15 protein-coding genes and 2 pseudogenes are annotated in these 15670 nt (G+C 63.7%); 10 read left to right on the forward strand and 7 right to left on the reverse strand.

What is annotated here, in order from left to right; genetic code table 11:
- Nucleotides 1-58: 58 nt before the first annotated feature.
- The gene (locus tag FFS35_RS20585; protein ID WP_171007664.1) at nt 59-3019 is read right to left on the reverse strand and encodes a PAS domain-containing protein; all 2961 of its coding nucleotides are present in this window, start codon (nt 3017-3019) and stop codon (nt 59-61) included.
- Nucleotides 3020-3247: 228 nt separating this feature from the next.
- Here FFS35_RS20585 and FFS35_RS16830 point away from each other — a divergent pair, with 228 nt between their 5' ends.
- Nucleotides 3248-4072 carry an aldo/keto reductase gene (locus FFS35_RS16830; RefSeq protein ID WP_249341708.1) on the forward strand — a complete coding sequence of 275 codons (825 nt, stop codon included), beginning with the start codon at nt 3248-3250 and terminating at the stop codon, nt 4070-4072.
- A gap of 26 nt (nt 4073-4098) precedes the next feature.
- On the opposite strand, the gene FFS35_RS16835 is transcribed toward FFS35_RS16830, so the two are convergent.
- Nucleotides 4099-4362: a DksA/TraR family C4-type zinc finger protein gene (locus tag FFS35_RS16835; RefSeq protein WP_137788051.1), complete on the reverse strand. Its 264-nt coding sequence runs from the start codon at nt 4360-4362 to the stop codon at nt 4099-4101.
- 383 nt (nt 4363-4745) lie between these two features.
- Here FFS35_RS16835 and FFS35_RS16840 point away from each other — a divergent pair, with 383 nt between their 5' ends.
- Nucleotides 4746-5303, forward strand: a complete 558-nt coding sequence (locus FFS35_RS16840) for an ATP-binding protein (RefSeq protein ID WP_137788052.1) — start codon at nt 4746-4748, stop codon at nt 5301-5303.
- 146 nt (nt 5304-5449) lie between these two features.
- On the opposite strand, the gene FFS35_RS20590 is transcribed toward FFS35_RS16840, so the two are convergent.
- On the reverse strand, nt 5450-5986 hold the full coding sequence (locus tag FFS35_RS20590) for a helix-turn-helix transcriptional regulator (RefSeq protein WP_137788053.1): 537 nt from the start codon (nt 5984-5986) through the stop codon (nt 5450-5452).
- Here FFS35_RS20590 and FFS35_RS16850 point away from each other — a divergent pair.
- Complete coding sequence (locus tag FFS35_RS16850; RefSeq protein WP_137788054.1) at nt 5947-6498, forward strand: PRC-barrel domain containing protein; 552 nt, start codon at nt 5947-5949, stop codon at nt 6496-6498. The two genes, FFS35_RS20590 and FFS35_RS16850, sit on opposite strands and share 40 nt — an antisense overlap.
- Before the next feature lie 4 nt (nt 6499-6502).
- Entirely contained in the window at nt 6503-6919 is a 417-nt protein-coding gene (locus FFS35_RS16855; RefSeq protein ID WP_137788055.1) for a GFA family protein, read from the forward strand.
- A 7-nt stretch (nt 6920-6926) separates the two neighbouring features.
- Here FFS35_RS16855 and FFS35_RS16860 read toward each other — a convergent pair whose 3' ends face one another.
- Nucleotides 6927-7559 (reverse strand): YbhB/YbcL family Raf kinase inhibitor-like protein, encoded by a 633-nt coding sequence (locus FFS35_RS16860; protein ID WP_137788056.1) that lies wholly within the window; start codon nt 7557-7559, stop codon nt 6927-6929.
- Nucleotides 7560-7755: 196 nt separating this feature from the next.
- On the opposite strand from FFS35_RS16860, the gene FFS35_RS16865 reads away from it, so the two are divergent.
- Nucleotides 7756-8163: a BLUF domain-containing protein gene (locus FFS35_RS16865; RefSeq protein ID WP_137788057.1), complete on the forward strand. Its 408-nt coding sequence runs from the start codon at nt 7756-7758 to the stop codon at nt 8161-8163.
- 164 nt (nt 8164-8327) lie between these two features.
- On the opposite strand, the gene FFS35_RS16870 is transcribed toward FFS35_RS16865, so the two are convergent.
- Nucleotides 8328-8615 (reverse strand): CsbD family protein, encoded by a 288-nt coding sequence (locus tag FFS35_RS16870; protein ID WP_137788058.1) that lies wholly within the window; start codon nt 8613-8615, stop codon nt 8328-8330.
- Nucleotides 8616-8655: 40 nt separating this feature from the next.
- Complete coding sequence (locus FFS35_RS16875) at nt 8656-8913, reverse strand: GlsB/YeaQ/YmgE family stress response membrane protein (protein ID WP_137788059.1); 258 nt, start codon at nt 8911-8913, stop codon at nt 8656-8658.
- A gap of 281 nt (nt 8914-9194) precedes the next feature.
- Here FFS35_RS16875 and FFS35_RS16880 point away from each other — a divergent pair, with 281 nt between their 5' ends.
- Both FFS35_RS16880 and FFS35_RS16885 read left to right on the forward strand, forming a co-directional pair.
- Nucleotides 9195-10208, forward strand: coding sequence for a DNA topoisomerase IB (locus FFS35_RS16880; RefSeq protein ID WP_249341700.1), 1014 nt, complete (start codon nt 9195-9197; stop codon nt 10206-10208).
- Between the two features lie 126 nt (nt 10209-10334).
- A pseudogene (locus FFS35_RS16885) lies at nt 10335-10946 on the forward strand (DUF2252 family protein); the annotation flags it as partial.
- A 98-nt stretch (nt 10947-11044) separates the two neighbouring features.
- Here FFS35_RS16885 and FFS35_RS20430 read toward each other — a convergent pair.
- Nucleotides 11045-12079 (reverse strand): annotated as a pseudogene (locus FFS35_RS20430) (cation:proton antiporter); the annotation flags it as partial.
- A 219-nt stretch (nt 12080-12298) separates the two neighbouring features.
- On the opposite strand from FFS35_RS20430, the gene FFS35_RS16890 reads away from it, so the two are divergent.
- The 3 genes from FFS35_RS16890 (at nt 12299) to FFS35_RS16900 (ending at nt 15668) form a co-directional block, all read left to right on the forward strand.
- Nucleotides 12299-12643, forward strand: a complete 345-nt coding sequence (locus tag FFS35_RS16890) for a hypothetical protein (RefSeq protein ID WP_137788062.1) — start codon at nt 12299-12301, stop codon at nt 12641-12643.
- 300 nt (nt 12644-12943) lie between these two features.
- Complete coding sequence (locus FFS35_RS16895) at nt 12944-15118, forward strand: catalase (protein WP_137788063.1); 2175 nt, start codon at nt 12944-12946, stop codon at nt 15116-15118.
- Nucleotides 15111-15668, forward strand: coding sequence for an ankyrin repeat domain-containing protein (locus FFS35_RS16900; RefSeq protein ID WP_137788064.1), 558 nt, complete (start codon nt 15111-15113; stop codon nt 15666-15668). The genes FFS35_RS16895 and FFS35_RS16900 overlap by 8 nt, the downstream gene beginning before the upstream one ends.
- The last annotated feature ends 2 nt before the right edge of the window (nt 15669-15670 follow it).

A 15670-nucleotide genomic window follows, 5' to 3' on the forward strand; every position in this document is an offset into this window, starting at 1 on the left:
ACTCTCGTTAGCCGGAGAATGCGCATGGCCGGTACAACCGGTGGCCGGTATGCAGAAACTAGCTTGCCGGCCTCAGCAGGTCCGCAACCTTCGATGCGAGACCCTCCATCGTGAACGGCTTCGTGAGCAGTTCCATCCCGGGGTCAAGGTGACCGTTCCCGACCGCCGCATTCTCGGCATATCCCGTGATGAAGAGTACCTTTAGACCCGGCCGCAGCGCGCGCGCCGCATCGGCGACTTGCCTGCCGTTCATTCCGCCGGGCAACCCGACATCCGTGATCAGAAGGTCGATATGCGCGTCAGATTGCAGTATCTTCAGGCCACCGGAGCCGTCGGCCGCACCGATGACCGTGTAGCCAGCATCGTCCAACACCTCGTCGATGAGGTGCCGGATCGTCACCTCGTCGTCTACTACGAGAATGGTCTCGCCTGCGCCCTCGCCGGTAATCACGCGTTGGGAGTTCGCAATGTCAGCCCTTGGCGCGTCGCCAAGATATCGAGGCAGGTAGACGCATACCGTCGAGCCCTCGCCTTCCTCTGAATATATCCGCACCTGCCCGCTGCTCTGACGCGCGAACCCATAGATCATGGAGAGTCCCAGGCCAGTCCCCTCCCCCAAGGGTTTCGTCGTGAAGAATGGCTCGAAGGCTCGTTCGATCGTCGCTGGACTCATACCCGTCCCAGTGTCCGTCACGCAGATCGACAAGTACTGCCCAGGCGGTAGATCCCGCTCCCTTCCCGACCGGTCGTCGAGCCACTTGTTGGCCGTCTCGATCGTGAGCCTTCCACCATCGGGCATCGCGTCCCGTGCGTTGATGCAGAGGTTAAGGACCGCGTTTTCCAGCTGACCGGCATCGATGTTAGCCGCCCATAGCCCGGCCGCACCGACGATCTCGATCTCGATCTGCGGGCCAACGGTCCGCCGCAGCAATTCCTCCATCCCCGCGATCAGTCGGTTGACGTCCGTCGGCTTCGGATCGAGCGTCTGCCGCCTCGAAAACGCCAGCAATCGCTGGGTCAGCGCGGCGGCTCGGCGTCCGGCGCCTTGCGCGGCTATTACGAAACGGTCGAGGTCGTCGGTCCTACCACGCGTCAAGCGCAGCTGCAGCAGCTCTAGGTTGCCCATCATTCCGGTGAGGAGATTGTTGAAGTCGTGCGCCAAGCCGCCGGTCAGCTGTCCCACCGCCTCCATCTTCTGCGACTGCCGCAGAGCGTCCTGCGCCTCGGCGAGCTCGGCCTGCGCCCGGAGCCGGGCACTTATATCGCGCGCATGGTGAAAGGCACCGATGATGTTGCCAGACCCATCGCGCAGCGGCGAATAAAGAATCTCCCAACGGGGAGCGTCGATTTCGGGGTTTCCGAACTCCTGCTCTACTGTGAAGGATTCCCCGGCGAGCGCCCGCGCCATCTGAGCGCGCATGACTGGCCGCTGCTCGGGAACGAACAGGTCCGGGAAGACGTCGCCTAGCTTCGTATAGAAGCCGTTGACGCGGAAGAACTCATCGTTGTGCGCCTTGTTGAAAGCGATAAGCCGATATTCCATATCGAAAGCACAAATGGCGGTATCGTCCGACTGCACGATGTTCTCGTGCAACAGCAGTGCTGCCGAACGCTCCTTAACGCGCTCTTCCAGCGTGGTGTTGAGCAGACGCAAGGCAGCTTCGCTCCGGCTGCGCTCGATCGCCCCGCGCGTTCGCGCGGCCACCTCGCGAATAAAGCTAACTTCTTCGTCGGACCAATCTCGCGCGTAACGGTGGTTCACGAACAGCACCGCGACAAGCTCACCGTGTTCAATCACTGGGACATTCACGAAGCTGCCTGCACTTCGAGCCTTGAGCGCGTCCGAAGCGCGTGCCGTCCGGCTGTCCAGACTGACGTCTGTTATGTTGATCAGGTCGCCCAGCTTGAGATCGTCAATAAAAGAGCCGTACTCCCGCAGCGACACCATACCTGAGAGTGATTCGACACCGGGGGCCGTCCAGTCGCGTTCGACTTGCAAGGTCTCCGCGACAGCATCAATCGTGCCAAAACCGACACGGCTCACCTTTAGGATCCTGCCAATTTCCTCCGCCGCCGCGTAGCCGATTTCCTCAGGACCGGACAGGTTGGCAAGCCGATCCGTGAGTCGGACGAGCGCATCGAGGAATGCCTCTGCCCGGACACGCTCGGTGACATCATACCCTCCAACGAAAATGCCGCTCACCGCCCCGTCATCATCGCGGATCGGTTCATAAAGGAAGTCGATGTGGCGGTCGTCGTCCTCGCCAATCAAGCGAATAGGAAGTGCCCGTGCGGAGAACGGCTCACCGGTCGCGTAGACCTCGTCGAGCAACTCGTAGAAGCCTTGACCAGCAAGTTCCGGAAAGACCTCCCGCACCCCCCTGCCAATGAAGTCGCGCTCGCCGGCGATCGCGACATAGGCATCGTTCACATATTGATAGACGTGGTCTGGGCCCGACAGCATCCCGATGAACCCAGGCATCTGCTTCAGCGTCGCCCGCAGGCGCGACGCGTCCGCCTCCCGGCGTTCGCTCGCTAGGACCTGCTCGGTTGTCTCGGTCGCTGCGCAGTATATGCCGGTCGCGTTACCGTCCTCGTCGCGAAGGGCCGTGTAGGAAAAGGTGAAATAACCGACCGGCCGGTCGGGCCGCCCGCCCAGCGCAATCGGAAGATTGACGAAGTGCTGCGCTTCCCCGGACAGCGTCGCCGCCACGATAGGCTCGAAGTCGGCCCAAATCTCCTGCCACAACTTCGAGAAGGGCGCGCCGAATCCCTCCGGATGCTTCGTGCCGACGATGGGCAGATACCCATCGTTGTATAGGGAAATAAGCTCGGGACCATAGGCGACGTAGACCGGCTGGGTCGCTCCCAGCATGAGGTTTACGGCAGTCTTGAGTTCGGATGGCCAAGCGTGCGCCGGCCCGAGCGGAGTTGCACTCCAGTCGTGTTCGCGGATGCGGGCGCCCATCTCGCCACCGCCCCGAAGGAAGGGCATCTCCTGCGCCTCGGCTGTCGACACTTGCGTTACCCTCTTGATCATCTCTGCGATGCACTAGGTGAGCGGTCGCAATGGGCTACGGAACGCGCGAGACCAGGTCCAGTGCCGACATTTAAAACGTGTCGTCAATCCAGAAGCGAGGCCGAACAGGCGCATCCCCATCGAAAGGCCCCTGCCGGCTCCCGCGACCAAAGATGCATCCGGGCGTTTGTCCGAAGGCCTGCGGGAAGGAAGGACGACGCGATGAGGATGGTACATGTTGCACAGTACGAGACGGTGCCGTGCCTTGGGCAAGGGACTTGGAACATGGGGGAGCGGCCCGGCCGCCGCAACGCGGAGATCGACGCGATCCGGGCTGGCGCCGACCTCGGTATGACGCTCGTCGACACTGCCGAGATGTACGGCGACGGCGCGACCGAGCAACTCGTCGGGGAAGCGCTGCACGGGATACGCGACAAGGTCTTCCTCGTAAGCAAGGCGTATCCACAGAACGCTTCCATCGAACGCCTGCCTCGCGCATGCGAAGGCAGCCTTCGTCGGTTGGGGACCGACAGGCTCGATCTCTATCTCCTGCATTGGCGCGGCGGTGTTCCTCTCGCGGAGACGGTCGAGGCGATGACGTTGCTCCAAGCCAGCGGAAAAATCCGGCACTGGGGCGTTAGCAATCTCGACGTCGACGACATGAACGAGCTCGTCAAAGCGGGAGGCCGCGGCTGCGCGACCGATCAGATACTCTACAACCTCACACGTCGCGGGCCGGAGAGGGACCTCCTGCCATGGCTCGGCACCCATGGTATGAGCGCGATGGCCTACAGCCCGGTTGAGCAGGGCCGTCTCCTGCGAAGCAGTCAGCTATCCTCCATCGCCGCCGGCCTCAACGTGACGCCGGCCCAGCTCGCGCTGGCCTGGACGCTGCGCATGCCCGGCGTCATCGCGATACCGAAGGCGGGAACGATCGCACACGTCGCCGAAAACCGCGCCGCCGCGGACATCGTCCTCGACGATGGCACGCTAGGCGCGCTCGACGCCTCATTCCCAATCCCGAGAGGACCGATCGCGCTTCAGATGCTGTGAACTATCGAGTCAGTCTGCTCGCGCCGTCACCGCAGCTGACTGTCCTTGCTGCCGCGACGGTTTATCCCGCCAGCGCGCACGGAAGCGTCGCGGATCGACTGGCACGACACGCACGTCCGCGTTCCCACCAGCGCCTGACGGCGACGTTCCGGGATCGGTTCACCACAGTCGTCGCAGTCCTCCGCACTCTCACCCGCTGGCATCATCGTACGCGCGCGCAGGACCGCATCCTTGACGGTGTCGTCGATCTGATCCTGAACGGCGCCATCAGGCGCCCAGCCATTAGCCATCGTGTAGTTCCTCACTGCCGTGGCGGTTCGTCCTCGGACTTCACGGTGAGAAACACGCAAGGCGGACGGACGTTCAATGGGAGCGTCGGGAAGGTTAGCCCTCTGGCGGCTGACTGAGGCAGGCGGCGGGCTGCATATATCGTGACGATGACGATCCTTCATGCGTGAACCGGTCGGACACCTTTGCCTAGCGTCTCGATCCATGGCGCCCCGAAACGGGACTGGTCTCAACACTTCCATGACTTGAACATATGCATATGTGCATATATGTATCTGAGGCCTGATAGGAGAAGTTGATGCCTCATTCCCATACGAGCCCAAGCGACTGCAGTTGCCTGCAGGCAATCTACGCTCGCGAACTCTCACACCGAGCCGCCAATGCCATGCAACAGGCGATCGCCGCAGTCAGCGTGAGCCGCCGTGGCGACCGGTCAGTGCTCGACCTCGCGCTCCGGCGGCTTACAGGCGCGGCCGACCTCCAGGAGATGTTGGCGGGTATCCAGCCGCCGCTTTCCGATCTAGGCGAACTTCTGACGGATACCTGCAACGCCGCGCTCCGCGCCGCCGGCGCGACGAGCGCCATCCAGCTCCACATCAATGCGCCAAGCCTCCTCACTAACTCCCGCGCGGCGCGGCCGATCCTGATGATCGCGGCGGAACTCGTGACCAATTCGGTGCGGCACGCGTTCCCGGACAAGCGCGGCAACATCGTTGTCGTGATGGCTGACGATGGACATGAGGCAAGGCTCACCGTCGAGGACAACGGAACTTGCCTCGGCTGGCGCCGCGAGGGCGGGCAAGGCGCCAACATCGTCGATGACCTGGCGCGGGCGATGGGAGGCGGCGTGCGGCGCATCGTCAACAAGTCCGGATCCTCGCGCGTGGTCGTCAGCCTGCCTACCGTGGCGGCCGCGGCGATCGAGCCCGCCGGAGCGGCATGAGAGGCCCTCGCCTCATCTCGGGAACGATGGCCCGCGACTGTCCGAGCATCGGCGTGCGTCCGGGCCGCGCTCGCCAAGTTGGAGCTGAGGGGGAGGATAGAGAGTTTAAGGCGACCCTCGCCGTGACACGGAATGGTTGGACCCGCCTACCCGCGGCTGCGTCGCTCGACGAGGTCGGAGCCAGGCTTCACGCCACTGAGGAGCACGTCCATGCCGACACCCAGCGCGAGCGCAAGTCGGGCAAGTGTCTCCACGGTCAGGTTCTGACCGGTCTTCTCGATGCGGAACAGGGAGCTCACATCGATGCCGGCGCCGCGGGCGCACTCCGCCTGTCCAATGCCCAATCCAGTCCTGACGGCCCGAATCCGCTCACCGACGTCGGCATGAAGCGCACGGCGCGCTGCGTCCGCGGGACCGCCGCGCTTCCTATCCGGCCCGTTCTCGCCCCCGTTCGCCATGCGCGCATTGTAGGCTGGAAAGCGCGCCGCAAAAAGGGGCTTGAAGTCAGGCGTGACCGACAGTCGCACTTTCCGGCACACCTGCCGACGGCTGATCGCCCTTCGCGTGGAACTGGCCTGTTCCAAATAAGTGGAAAGATACTCGTCTCGGGCCGTTGAGCGGGCTTGGCAACGGAGGGTGACGCGTGGCGGATACAGCGGGTTGGATCGCGCTGGTCGCGACATGCGTCGCAGCGCTGATGACGGCGTCGAATCTCGGTGCCCGAACCACCGGATGGGGCTTCGTGATCTTCACGCTGGGCGCAGCGGCATGGATCACCGTCGGCGTCGCGACCCACCAGACGCAGCTGCTCTACTCGAACATCTTCTTGGGTCTGGTCGACGTGTTCGGCGTTTGGCGGTGGCTCGGCCGGCGCGCGCGCATCAGCGACACCGCCCGCGCGGAGGAGGAGAAGAGCGGCCGCCGAGCCGGCGAAAGCCTGTTCTCCACCGGGAAGATCGACGGCCTACCCGTGAAGTCGAGTGACGGCGAAGTCCTGGCAACTTCCGTCGACGCGCTAGCCGCCTGCGATGGCGGACGGATCGACTTCCTCATCATCAGGGCTGGTGGCATCGGCGGGGTCGGCGAGACGCTGTATCGGCTGCCGTGGTCGGAGGCCCGCGTCCGCGATGGCGAGATTACCACGACGCTATCCCGCGCCGCACTCTCGCGGCTCACCGTCGCCGATGGAGGCTGAGAACATGACCCTCGTCGAACCGCAAGCCGACCGCCAAGTGTCCGGCGGCTGCCTGTGCGGGGACGTACGCCTCGTGGCATCCGGCGAACCCTATCGCATAGGCATCTGCCACTGCCTCGATTGCAGGAAGCACCACGGCGCGCTGTTCTTCGCTGCTGCCATCTATCCCCGGCATGCCGTCGAGGTCGTTGGCGAAACCCGAGCGTTCAAGAATCGGCACTTCTGCCCCCGCTGCGGGTCATCGGTCTTCGCCCGCTGGGGCGACGAGATCGAAGTCCACCTCGGCGCGCTGGACGAGCCGTCACGGTTCACGCCTACCTACGAGAACTGGGTCGTCCGCCGCGAGGGATGGCTTCCGCCCTTCCCGCTCGACCGCCATAACGACCGTGATCGAACGAGCGAGGGCCGGACGGAAAACTAAGGCGGTCTCAAGCGACCGCCGCGCCGATCGCATCCCCACTTTCCGATTGCACGGACTGAGACGCATCGCGGGAATAGGTCCCGACGAGTAGACCCGTCCCAACGACATGGTTCGAGATCGCCGTCAGCAGATCACCGCGGCCACTGTTCGGCTTGAAGTCGGGCACGACATCGAGGGCGAACAGCTGGAACACGTAGTCGTGCTCACCATGCCCGGTCGGCGGATCGGGCGGAAGCCAGCCTTTGGAGAGGTAGCTGTTGCGGCCTACATCCTCGCCCCCGCCGTCCCCATCCCCGTCGGCGGCGATCGCACCCTCGCGCAACTCGCGCTGATCATCGGGCATGTTGACGACCACGGCGTGGACCAGGGGCTGGGGCGTCGGTGCGTCCGGATCCTCCACGATCAGCACCAGGGAGCGCGTGCCCGGCGGGACGTCACCCCACATGAGCGGAGGCGACACGCCCTCGCCGTCAGCGGTGAACCTGACCGGGAGGCGTTGGCGATCCTGAAAGGCGGTGCTCTTGAGCTCGATGCGCTCGTCGGTCGCCACGACCCCTTCATGAGCTACCACCAGCTTGTCGTGACCCGCTCGGACATCACGCAGGAGCGCGCCGAGCCATCCAGGAACATGTTCGAGCATCACGACCTCCGAATTACCGTCCGCACCCCAACCATCCCGGGCACGTTCAGTTCATTCACGGTGCTCAGAGCTTCGCGCTCGGTCGACGCAAGAGGACTTCCGTCAACCAGGCTAACTGATTTTGATCAGTCGCGAATTATCCTTTTTTCCATAGTCGGGAGATAAAGGATTTGCAGAACACAGGTGGGACATCGCGATGATACGACTGCTCTACATCAGCACGGCACGAGAGCGCCATTCGCCGGCGACCATGGAAGACATCCTCCGGGTGTCGCGGCGCAACAACGTCGCCGCCAACATCACCGGGCTGCTGATCGCGGGCGGGAACCGCTTCCTGCAGGTGCTCGAGGGTCCGGACGAGAACGTGCGGCAGACCTACGACCGCATCTGCCTCGACGAACGTCACCGCGCACCCGTGATCCTGAAGAGGGAGTCAATCGAGGAGCGGGCCTTCGGTGCCTGGTCGATGGGGTTCCAGCAAGGCGGGGGTGCCATGTCCCCGGCGGCTGGCGTGAACGACCAGGTGGCTGCGCTCGTGGCCCCGATCGACGACGTGATCCTGAAGGCCTATTTCGAGGGGTTCGCGCGACAGCACGCCGCCTAGGTCTGAGTCACAGCGGCAACTGGGTGGTCCAGGCTGCTCGGTCGACAAGTCCGCTGGCAGCTGCTTTCACCGATCGGACAGTTGCGAGCGTCCGACGATTCGGCAGATAAAGTAGTGGAAGCTCGATCGGCCGCCGCGGCGATCACGCCGCGACGGCCGTCGCATCAGCGCTTTCCGCGCAACGTGTTGATCAGCGCCACGCCGAGTACACCAACCAAGGCGGCGACTGCGAACGGGCGTTTCTTCGCGAAGTCGGTCGCCTTCTGCGCTAACGCGTCGCCGCCTGGACCGACGGCATCCCGCGCGGCTCCGATGACCTTCTGGGCCTTCCCGGTCAGCTGATCGACCAGACCTTCGCCCTGAAGGCTGGAATTCCCTGACACATCGCCAGCGGTCTCCTTTACCTTGCCGATGATGTCGCGGCCTTCGCCGCCAATTGTGTCCTCGTTCATCCGTGTATCCTCTGAACTGAAAGTCGTGGGGCTCGGTCAGCTAGCGGACGCTACCACGGCGGACGAGGTTCACCACGCCAAGCAGGATAACCGCTCCGATGAGGGACACGCCGAACGTGCCGAGCGTCAGCGGCGCGTCGTTGATGTTGCCGTGGGCGAAGATGATCCCGGCGATGAACGCGCCAACCACCCCCACGATGATATTGAGGAAGATGCCCTGCTGCGCGTCGGTGCGCATGATGAGGCTCGCGAGCCAGCCGACCACGCCCCCGACGATCAACCACATGATGATGCCCATTGCTTTCCCTTTCAATTTGACAGCGGCTCAACAGTTGGTCGGGTCCGACGTTCCACGACTGCAATGAATTCTGGCGATCGCGAAAATTACTTGGGCAGTCGGCGATAAGCGCTCCCTGAATGTCCGGCACAGCAATAGGGCGGGTCGCCATAGCCGTTCGGCAACGGATTGGCACGACCGCTCGTTACGGACCCATGACAACGCAAAAGGGACCGGCCGACGAGGCTGGTGAGAACATCATTGACGCTCGGGATGCTGCGGAGTCAGCGGGCCTGAGTTACGTGACCGATCAAGAGCCGGGCATCACGAGAAGGCGAAGCGGAAAGGGCTGGAGCTACCGCACCGCCTCCGGCGACCGGATCACGGACAAAGCGGAGATCGAGCGCATAAACGCCATCGGGATACCGCCGGCATACACCGACGTCTGGATATGCCCCGATCCCAACGGGCACATCCAAGCGACCGGGCGCGACGCCAAGGGGCGCAAGCAATACCGCTACCACACGCGCTTCCGGGAAGTTCGGGACGGGACGAAGTATGAGCACATGCTGGAGTTCGCGAAGGCCCTGCCGGCAATCCGCGAAAGGATCGACGCGGACATGCGAGGGCGCGGGCTGACCCGCAACCGTGTGCTCGCAACCGTCGTGCGCCTCCTCGAAACGACGATGATCCGCGTCGGGAACGCCGACTACGCGAAGCAGAACAAGAGCTACGGGCTGACGACGCTCAACAACCGGCACGTGAAGGTCGAGGGCAGCGAGCTGAGGTTCCGGTTCAAGGGCAAGAGCGGGAAGCAGTGGAACCTACGCCTTGCCGACCGGCGGGTGGCGAAGATCGTCAAGCAGAGCCAGGAACTGCCCGGCCAGCACCTCTTCAGCTACATCGACGACGATGGCGTGCAGCGTGAAGTGACCTCGGGCGACGTCAACGCCTACCTACGCGAGGTGAGCGGTACCGATGTGACGGCGAAAGACTTCCGCACCTGGACCGGCACCGTGCTTGCCGCGCTCGCCCTGAGCGAATTCGAGAAGTTCGACAGCGAGGCCGCGGCCAAGAAGAACCTGCGCGCCGCGATCGAGAAGGTGTCCGCGCGGCTCGGCAACACGCCGGCCGTCTGCCGGCGATGCTACGTCCATCCCGAGGTGATCGATAGCTACATGGAGCAGTCGCTCGCGCTCGACATCGAGAAGGCGGTCGAGCGGGAACTGCGGGACGAGGTGGAGGGCCTCAAGCCGGAGGAAGCCCTGGTGCTGGCGTTCCTGCAGCGGCGCCTTCAGGAAAAACTCGCGGCTTGACCTCCCTACACAACCATCAGATCCGGTCGCTTCACCCGAGCGGCCTTAGCTGCATCAAAGGACCGCCATTTGCCCGCACCGACCAAGCTGCGCCTTGAAGCCCTCCGCCACCGCCGGGACCTGAAGATGGCGAGATCGGTGCATGCTTACGTTCGTGGCAACACCGCCAAGTTCTACGAATGGCTCGAGGCCTCGCCGGTCTTCAAGGACATACCGATCGGGCCGCCCATCTGGATATGCGGCGACTGCCACCTGGGCAACCTCGGCCCACTGGCCGACGCGGATGGCCGGGTCGACGTCCAGATCCGAGACCTCGATCAGACGATCATCGGCAACCCGGCGCACGACCTCATACGGCTGGGCCTCTCCCTCGAGACCGCAGCCCGCAGTTCGGACCTGCCCGGCGTCACGACCGCGCGGATGATGGAGGCGATGATCGACGGATACGTCCGCGCGCTTACCGTCAACACGTCCGACGACCCTCCCGAGCCCGCAGTGGTTCGATCCGTGCGCCGGATGGCGGCCGGCCGGAAATGGCGCCACCTCGCGAAGGAGCGCATCGACGGGGTGGACCCGACGATCCCGATCGGAAAGCGCTTCTGGAAGCTGACAACCGAAGAGCGATCCGCCCTCAATGCCCTGTTCGAACAAGCCGAGATCCTGCAACGGGTTCGCGATCTGGCGGATGCTGGCGACAAGGCGCGCGTCAGGGTCGTCGACGCGGCATACTGGCGAAAGGGATGCAGCTCGCTAGGCAAGGCGAGATACGCCGTTCTTCTTTCGACCACAAGCAACCCCAACTCCCCCGAGTGCGCCAGGAGCAGGCCCGTCCTGAGGGCGCTGCCCCAACGCATCCCTGACAACCGGGTAACGGCGGAGACGACCAGCAACTTGACGCCCACGATCGCGGCAAGGATTGCAGCCGTCATACCGGGGCTGCCGGCGATCTCGTTCCAGTCGACCGACATCCCGACCGTGATGAAGAATATGCCGACGAGCAGATCCCTGAACGGTCGGATCTCCTCCTCGAGCTGATGGCGGAAGTCGCTCTCGCCGATGATCATTCCAACGACGAACGCCCCCAGTGGGAGCGACAGCCCGATCGACTGTGCCACGAGGGACGCGCCGACGATTAAGGTGAATACCGCAAGGAGGAAGACCTCGTTCACGTTGGTGCGCGCAACCCATTCTAGCAGCCGCCCCACCGTCCGTCGCGCCAGCAGCGCCACCGCAGCGAACACGGCCAAGCCCACGCCGAGTCTCAGGAGCACTGCTTCGAGACCGTGTGGACCGGCACGGTCCTGGAGCGCGGAAACCATGGCCAAGAGGATAAGCGCGGCCACGTCTTCGAAAAGCACTATCCCGGCCGCTGCTATTCCGTGGCGGCTGCCAGTCTGGTCAGCATCGATCAGATGCTTATGGACAATCGCCGTCGAGGACATCGCGACTGCGCCACCTACGATTGCCGCCAGGATGATCGGGATCCCCGCCGCCCAGACCGCCACGCATGCCGCCAAGGTGGCGGTCGCGAGCAGCGTCGTGACTCCCAATCCCACAACCGACCTGCCGGCCGCGACGAGCCTCGGGAGCGAGAACTCCAATCCGATCACGAACATGAGCAGCGCGATGCCAAGCTCTCCGAGAAAGTGCGCCCCCTCGTTCCGAGCCGACAAGAGACCGAAGCCGGTCGGGCCAAGCAGCAACCCCGCCGCCAGGTAGCCCACGATCGGCGAGACGCGGAGACGCGCCAGCACGGCCACAGCCGCGAACGAAACCCCGATCACGAGGAAGGTCTGTTCCAGAATGTCCGTCATCGCGCGCGTAGCTCCTCGAGGTTTCCAAGCTCCAGAAGTGCCCGCGACCCGCACCATGGCTGGCGCCGCGGACGGCGGCGGAAACGCCCAAGGCGCGTTCGGGTTTCGATTACCGCCACGTCATCAACGCTTTGCGGCTGAGGGATACCGACAAGGCTTGGCAGCCTTCAATCTCCACGACCACCGACATGCGGGTTCCGTTCGAAAGCGTTTTTTCCAGCGATTGACCGGAGCGGGGCGGCCGCGAAAGCGTTCGGTGACCGAGGAGAAAAAGACATGTCAGAGAAACGAGGCAGCGACGAAGAGCCAAACGCCGGGAAGCGGCCAGTGTTCGCGACGCCGGCCGACCCGGAGGCAGGCTCAAAGGTCGGAACGGGCGCTGGCTATTCCGGGCAGGAATATGACAGCGTCGGACAAGCGGAGTGGCGCCGGGAGCAGGAGCGTCACAGCCTGCCATCGGACGGCACAGTCGAAGGCAGCGGAGCCGGTGTGGGCGGCGGCAATCCTGGCGAGGACTACGACTCGGACAGCGCGGCCGGTGACGGTTATCCTCACACAGGCGCGAGTGGCGAGGAGGCCATAATCAAAGCGATCGATGAAAAACGGTCCAGTTCCCTCTGAACCTCGAGCCCTTGGTTCGTGCAACTTTCCCCGGCCGACGTGATCAAGGTAGGCCGAGCGCGCAACGGATTCGACGGCTGGCCTGTGCAATTTCAAACTTGCTGCCTGCCGCCGAACAGAAGCTGCGACGGGGCCAGCGGAAACGTCGCAACCCAAGTTAGTTTCCCGCATGACGATGAAACTTGCCCGGGTCTGAGCGCTTGAGTCTTCGAGGTTGGCGTCGCCACGATTGCGCGGCGGAACGACGACAAGAACCCGGGCTGGCTGAGAGCCGCCCAAATTGTCTGGGAGGACGAGAGAATGGCCAAAGCGACATCATCAAAGGTCACTAAAAAGCCAGCCGCGAGTTCTGCCAAGCCGGCGAAATCGCCAGCGCGGCCGGAAGACCGCTTTGCCGAGGATCAGGGTGACGGTGGCGAAACCCACCAAGTAGCTGGCGATGGTATCGCCGTGCTCACGACCCAGCAGGGCATTCCGGTCGCCGACGACCAGAACAGCTTGAAGCAGGGTGTGCGCGGTCCAACCCTTCTCGAGGACTTCCATTTCCGCGAGAAGATCTTCCACTTCGACCATGAGCGAATCCCGGAGCGGGTCGTGCACGCGCGCGGCTACGCTGCGCATGGATTCTTCGAACTCACCGATAGCCTATCGGACGTAAGCAGAGCGGATATATTCCAGCGGGTGGGCGAGCGGACCCCGGCGTTCGTGCGCTTCTCGACAGTCGCAGGCTCGAAGGGTTCGCCGGACCTTGCGCGAGATGTGCGCGGCTTCTCGGTCAAGATGTACACTAAAGAGGGCAATTGGGATCTCGTCGGCAACAACATCCCAGTGTTCTTCATCCAAGACGCGATCAAGTTCCCTGACCTGATCCATGCTGCGAAGCCCGCACCTGACCGGGCGTTTCCGCAGGCGCAGACGGCTCACGACAATTTCTGGGACTTCATCACCCTGACGCCTGAGAGCATGCACATGGTCATGTGGATCATGTCGGACCGGACGCTACCGCGGTCCTTCCGAACGATGGAGGGGTTCGGCGTGCACACCTTCCGTCTGCTCGACGACGACGGCGCATCCACTTTCGTGAAATTCCACTGGAAGCCAAAGGCAGGCCTGCAGTCCGTGGTCTGGAACGAAGCGGTCAAGATCAACGGCGCGGATCCCGATTTCCATCGCCGCGACCTCTGGGACGCCATCAACGCGGGAGACTTCCCCGAATGGGAGCTGGGGGTCCAGTTGTTCGACGAGGAATTCGCGAACTCGTTCGATTTCGACGTGCTCGATCCGACCAAGATAATCCCGGAGGAAATCCTCCCCGTCCGTATCGTCGGCCGGCTCGTCCTCGACCGCCTCGTGGACAATTTCTTCGCCGAGACCGAACAGGTGGCCTTCTGCACGCAGAACGTGCCCCCCGGGATCGACTTCTCCAACGACCCTCTGCTGCAGGGTCGGAACTTCTCGTATCTGGACACCCAGCTGAAGCGGCTGGGCGGACCGAACTTCACGCACATCCCGATCAACGCCGCGAAGAGTCCCGTCGCAAACTTCCAGCAGGACGGCCACATGGCCATGACCAATCCGAAGGGGCGGGCCAACTATGAACCAAACACCTGGGCGCCCGAATTGGGCGGTCCGCGCGAAGACCCGGTCCGTGGCTTCCGGTCCTTCGCCGCGGAACCCGACGGTCCGAAGTTGCGGGCACGACCCGAGAGCTTCGCCGACCACTACAGCCAAGCGCGGCAGTTCCTGGTCAGCCAGACGGCTATCGAGCAGAAACACATCGGGGACGCGCTGGTCTTCGAGCTATCGAAGGTCGAGCGTCCGGACATCCGGTCGCGAATGCTGTCGCATCTGCTCAACATCGACACTGGCCTCGCACAGACGGTCGCGGACGGGCTCGGCATGCAGTCACCCGAGGCAGCCAAGGCGGCTCGCCCCACCAACTTGGAACTCGCACCCTCGGATGCGCTCAGCATCGTCAAGAACGGCCCGCCTAACTTCGCGGGTCGGAAGATGGGCATCCTCGTCACCGATGGTACGGATGCGAAGCTCTTCGCGGCGCTGACGAAGGCGCTGGATGCGGAAGGCGCCGTCTTCGAGGTGATAGCGCCCAAGATTGGAGGGGTGACCCTCTCGGACGGCACGCCGCTTCCGGCCAAGCAGAAGATCGATGGCGGACCGTCGGTGCTCTACGACGCGGTCGCGGTGATCCCCTCAGCGAAGGGCGCAGAGCTTCTAGCCATCGACAAGCCTTCCAAGGACTTCGTGTCGGATGCATTCGCGCACTGCAAATTCATCGGACTTGGAGCCGAAGCGGCGCCGTTGTTCAAGAAGGCCGGCGTGTACGACGACCTGGACGATGGGTGTCTTCCGCTTGCGTCGGCTAAGGACGTGGGTCGGTTCATCGAGGCGTGCCGCGGCCTGCGCTTCTGGCCGAGGGAGCTAACGGTGGACCTCGACGCTCGGCCTGATGCCTGAGACAATCCCGCCATTGCCGTCTCCGGCGCGCCTGCAGGAGCTTCTGTACGACGCGGCGAGGATCGGCCGCGCCGACATGGTACGGCCGCTCCTCGCCGCTGGGGCAGAGTTGGAACTCCGCGACGCAGGAGGGCATACGGCTCTCATCATCGCGACATACAACGGCAATGAGGAGGCGGCGCGCGAACTGTTGGCCGCAGGGGCCCAGGTCGACGCCGCGGACGCGACGCGCGGCAACACCGCGCTAATGGGCGTGTCGTTCAAAGGCCACGCGAGCATCGCACGCCTACTTCTCGAAGCCGGTGCCGACGTCGATCGCCGTAATGACGCAGGTCAGACTTCGTTGATGATGGCCGCACTGTTCGGGCACCTCGCCATCATCGATGCCCTCATCAACGCTGGGGCGGACTGCAATGCCATCGACGCAGCGGGAAACTCCGCGATCAGCGTCGCAACCACCCAAGGGAATGACCTGGTCGTCGATCTGCTGTCGCGTCCGAAGGCCAATTTTGAAAACGGCTCGCAGGGGTCGCCGGCGCAAATGGCGTAGGT

Source organism: Sphingomonas sp. 3P27F8 (genome assembly GCF_005502745.1).
GTDB lineage: Bacteria > Pseudomonadota > Alphaproteobacteria > Sphingomonadales > Sphingomonadaceae > Sphingomonas.

Excerpts from the sequence above, each read along its gene's own strand:
- FFS35_RS16830 (WP_249341708.1), top strand. The coding sequence starts at position 3,248 with ATGGTACATGTTGCACAGTACGAGACGGTGCCGTGCCTTGGGCAAGGG.
- FFS35_RS16835 (WP_137788051.1), bottom strand. The coding sequence starts at position 4,362 with ATGGCTAATGGCTGGGCGCCTGATGGCGCCGTTCAGGATCAGATCGAC.
- FFS35_RS16840 (WP_137788052.1), top strand. The coding sequence starts at position 4,746 with ATGCAACAGGCGATCGCCGCAGTCAGCGTGAGCCGCCGTGGCGACCGG.
- FFS35_RS20590 (WP_137788053.1), bottom strand. The coding sequence starts at position 5,986 with ATGTCGCGACCAGCGCGATCCAACCCGCTGTATCCGCCACGCGTCACC.
- FFS35_RS16855 (WP_137788055.1), top strand. The coding sequence starts at position 6,503 with ATGACCCTCGTCGAACCGCAAGCCGACCGCCAAGTGTCCGGCGGCTGC.
- FFS35_RS16860 (WP_137788056.1), bottom strand. The coding sequence starts at position 7,559 with ATGCTCGAACATGTTCCTGGATGGCTCGGCGCGCTCCTGCGTGATGTC.
- FFS35_RS16865 (WP_137788057.1), top strand. The coding sequence starts at position 7,756 with ATGATACGACTGCTCTACATCAGCACGGCACGAGAGCGCCATTCGCCG.
- FFS35_RS16870 (WP_137788058.1), bottom strand. The coding sequence starts at position 8,615 with ATGAACGAGGACACAATTGGCGGCGAAGGCCGCGACATCATCGGCAAG.
- FFS35_RS16875 (WP_137788059.1), bottom strand. The coding sequence starts at position 8,913 with ATGGGCATCATCATGTGGTTGATCGTCGGGGGCGTGGTCGGCTGGCTC.
- FFS35_RS16890 (WP_137788062.1), top strand. The coding sequence starts at position 12,299 with ATGTCAGAGAAACGAGGCAGCGACGAAGAGCCAAACGCCGGGAAGCGG.
- FFS35_RS16895 (WP_137788063.1), top strand. The coding sequence starts at position 12,944 with ATGGCCAAAGCGACATCATCAAAGGTCACTAAAAAGCCAGCCGCGAGT.
- FFS35_RS16900 (WP_137788064.1), top strand. The coding sequence starts at position 15,111 with ATGCCTGAGACAATCCCGCCATTGCCGTCTCCGGCGCGCCTGCAGGAG.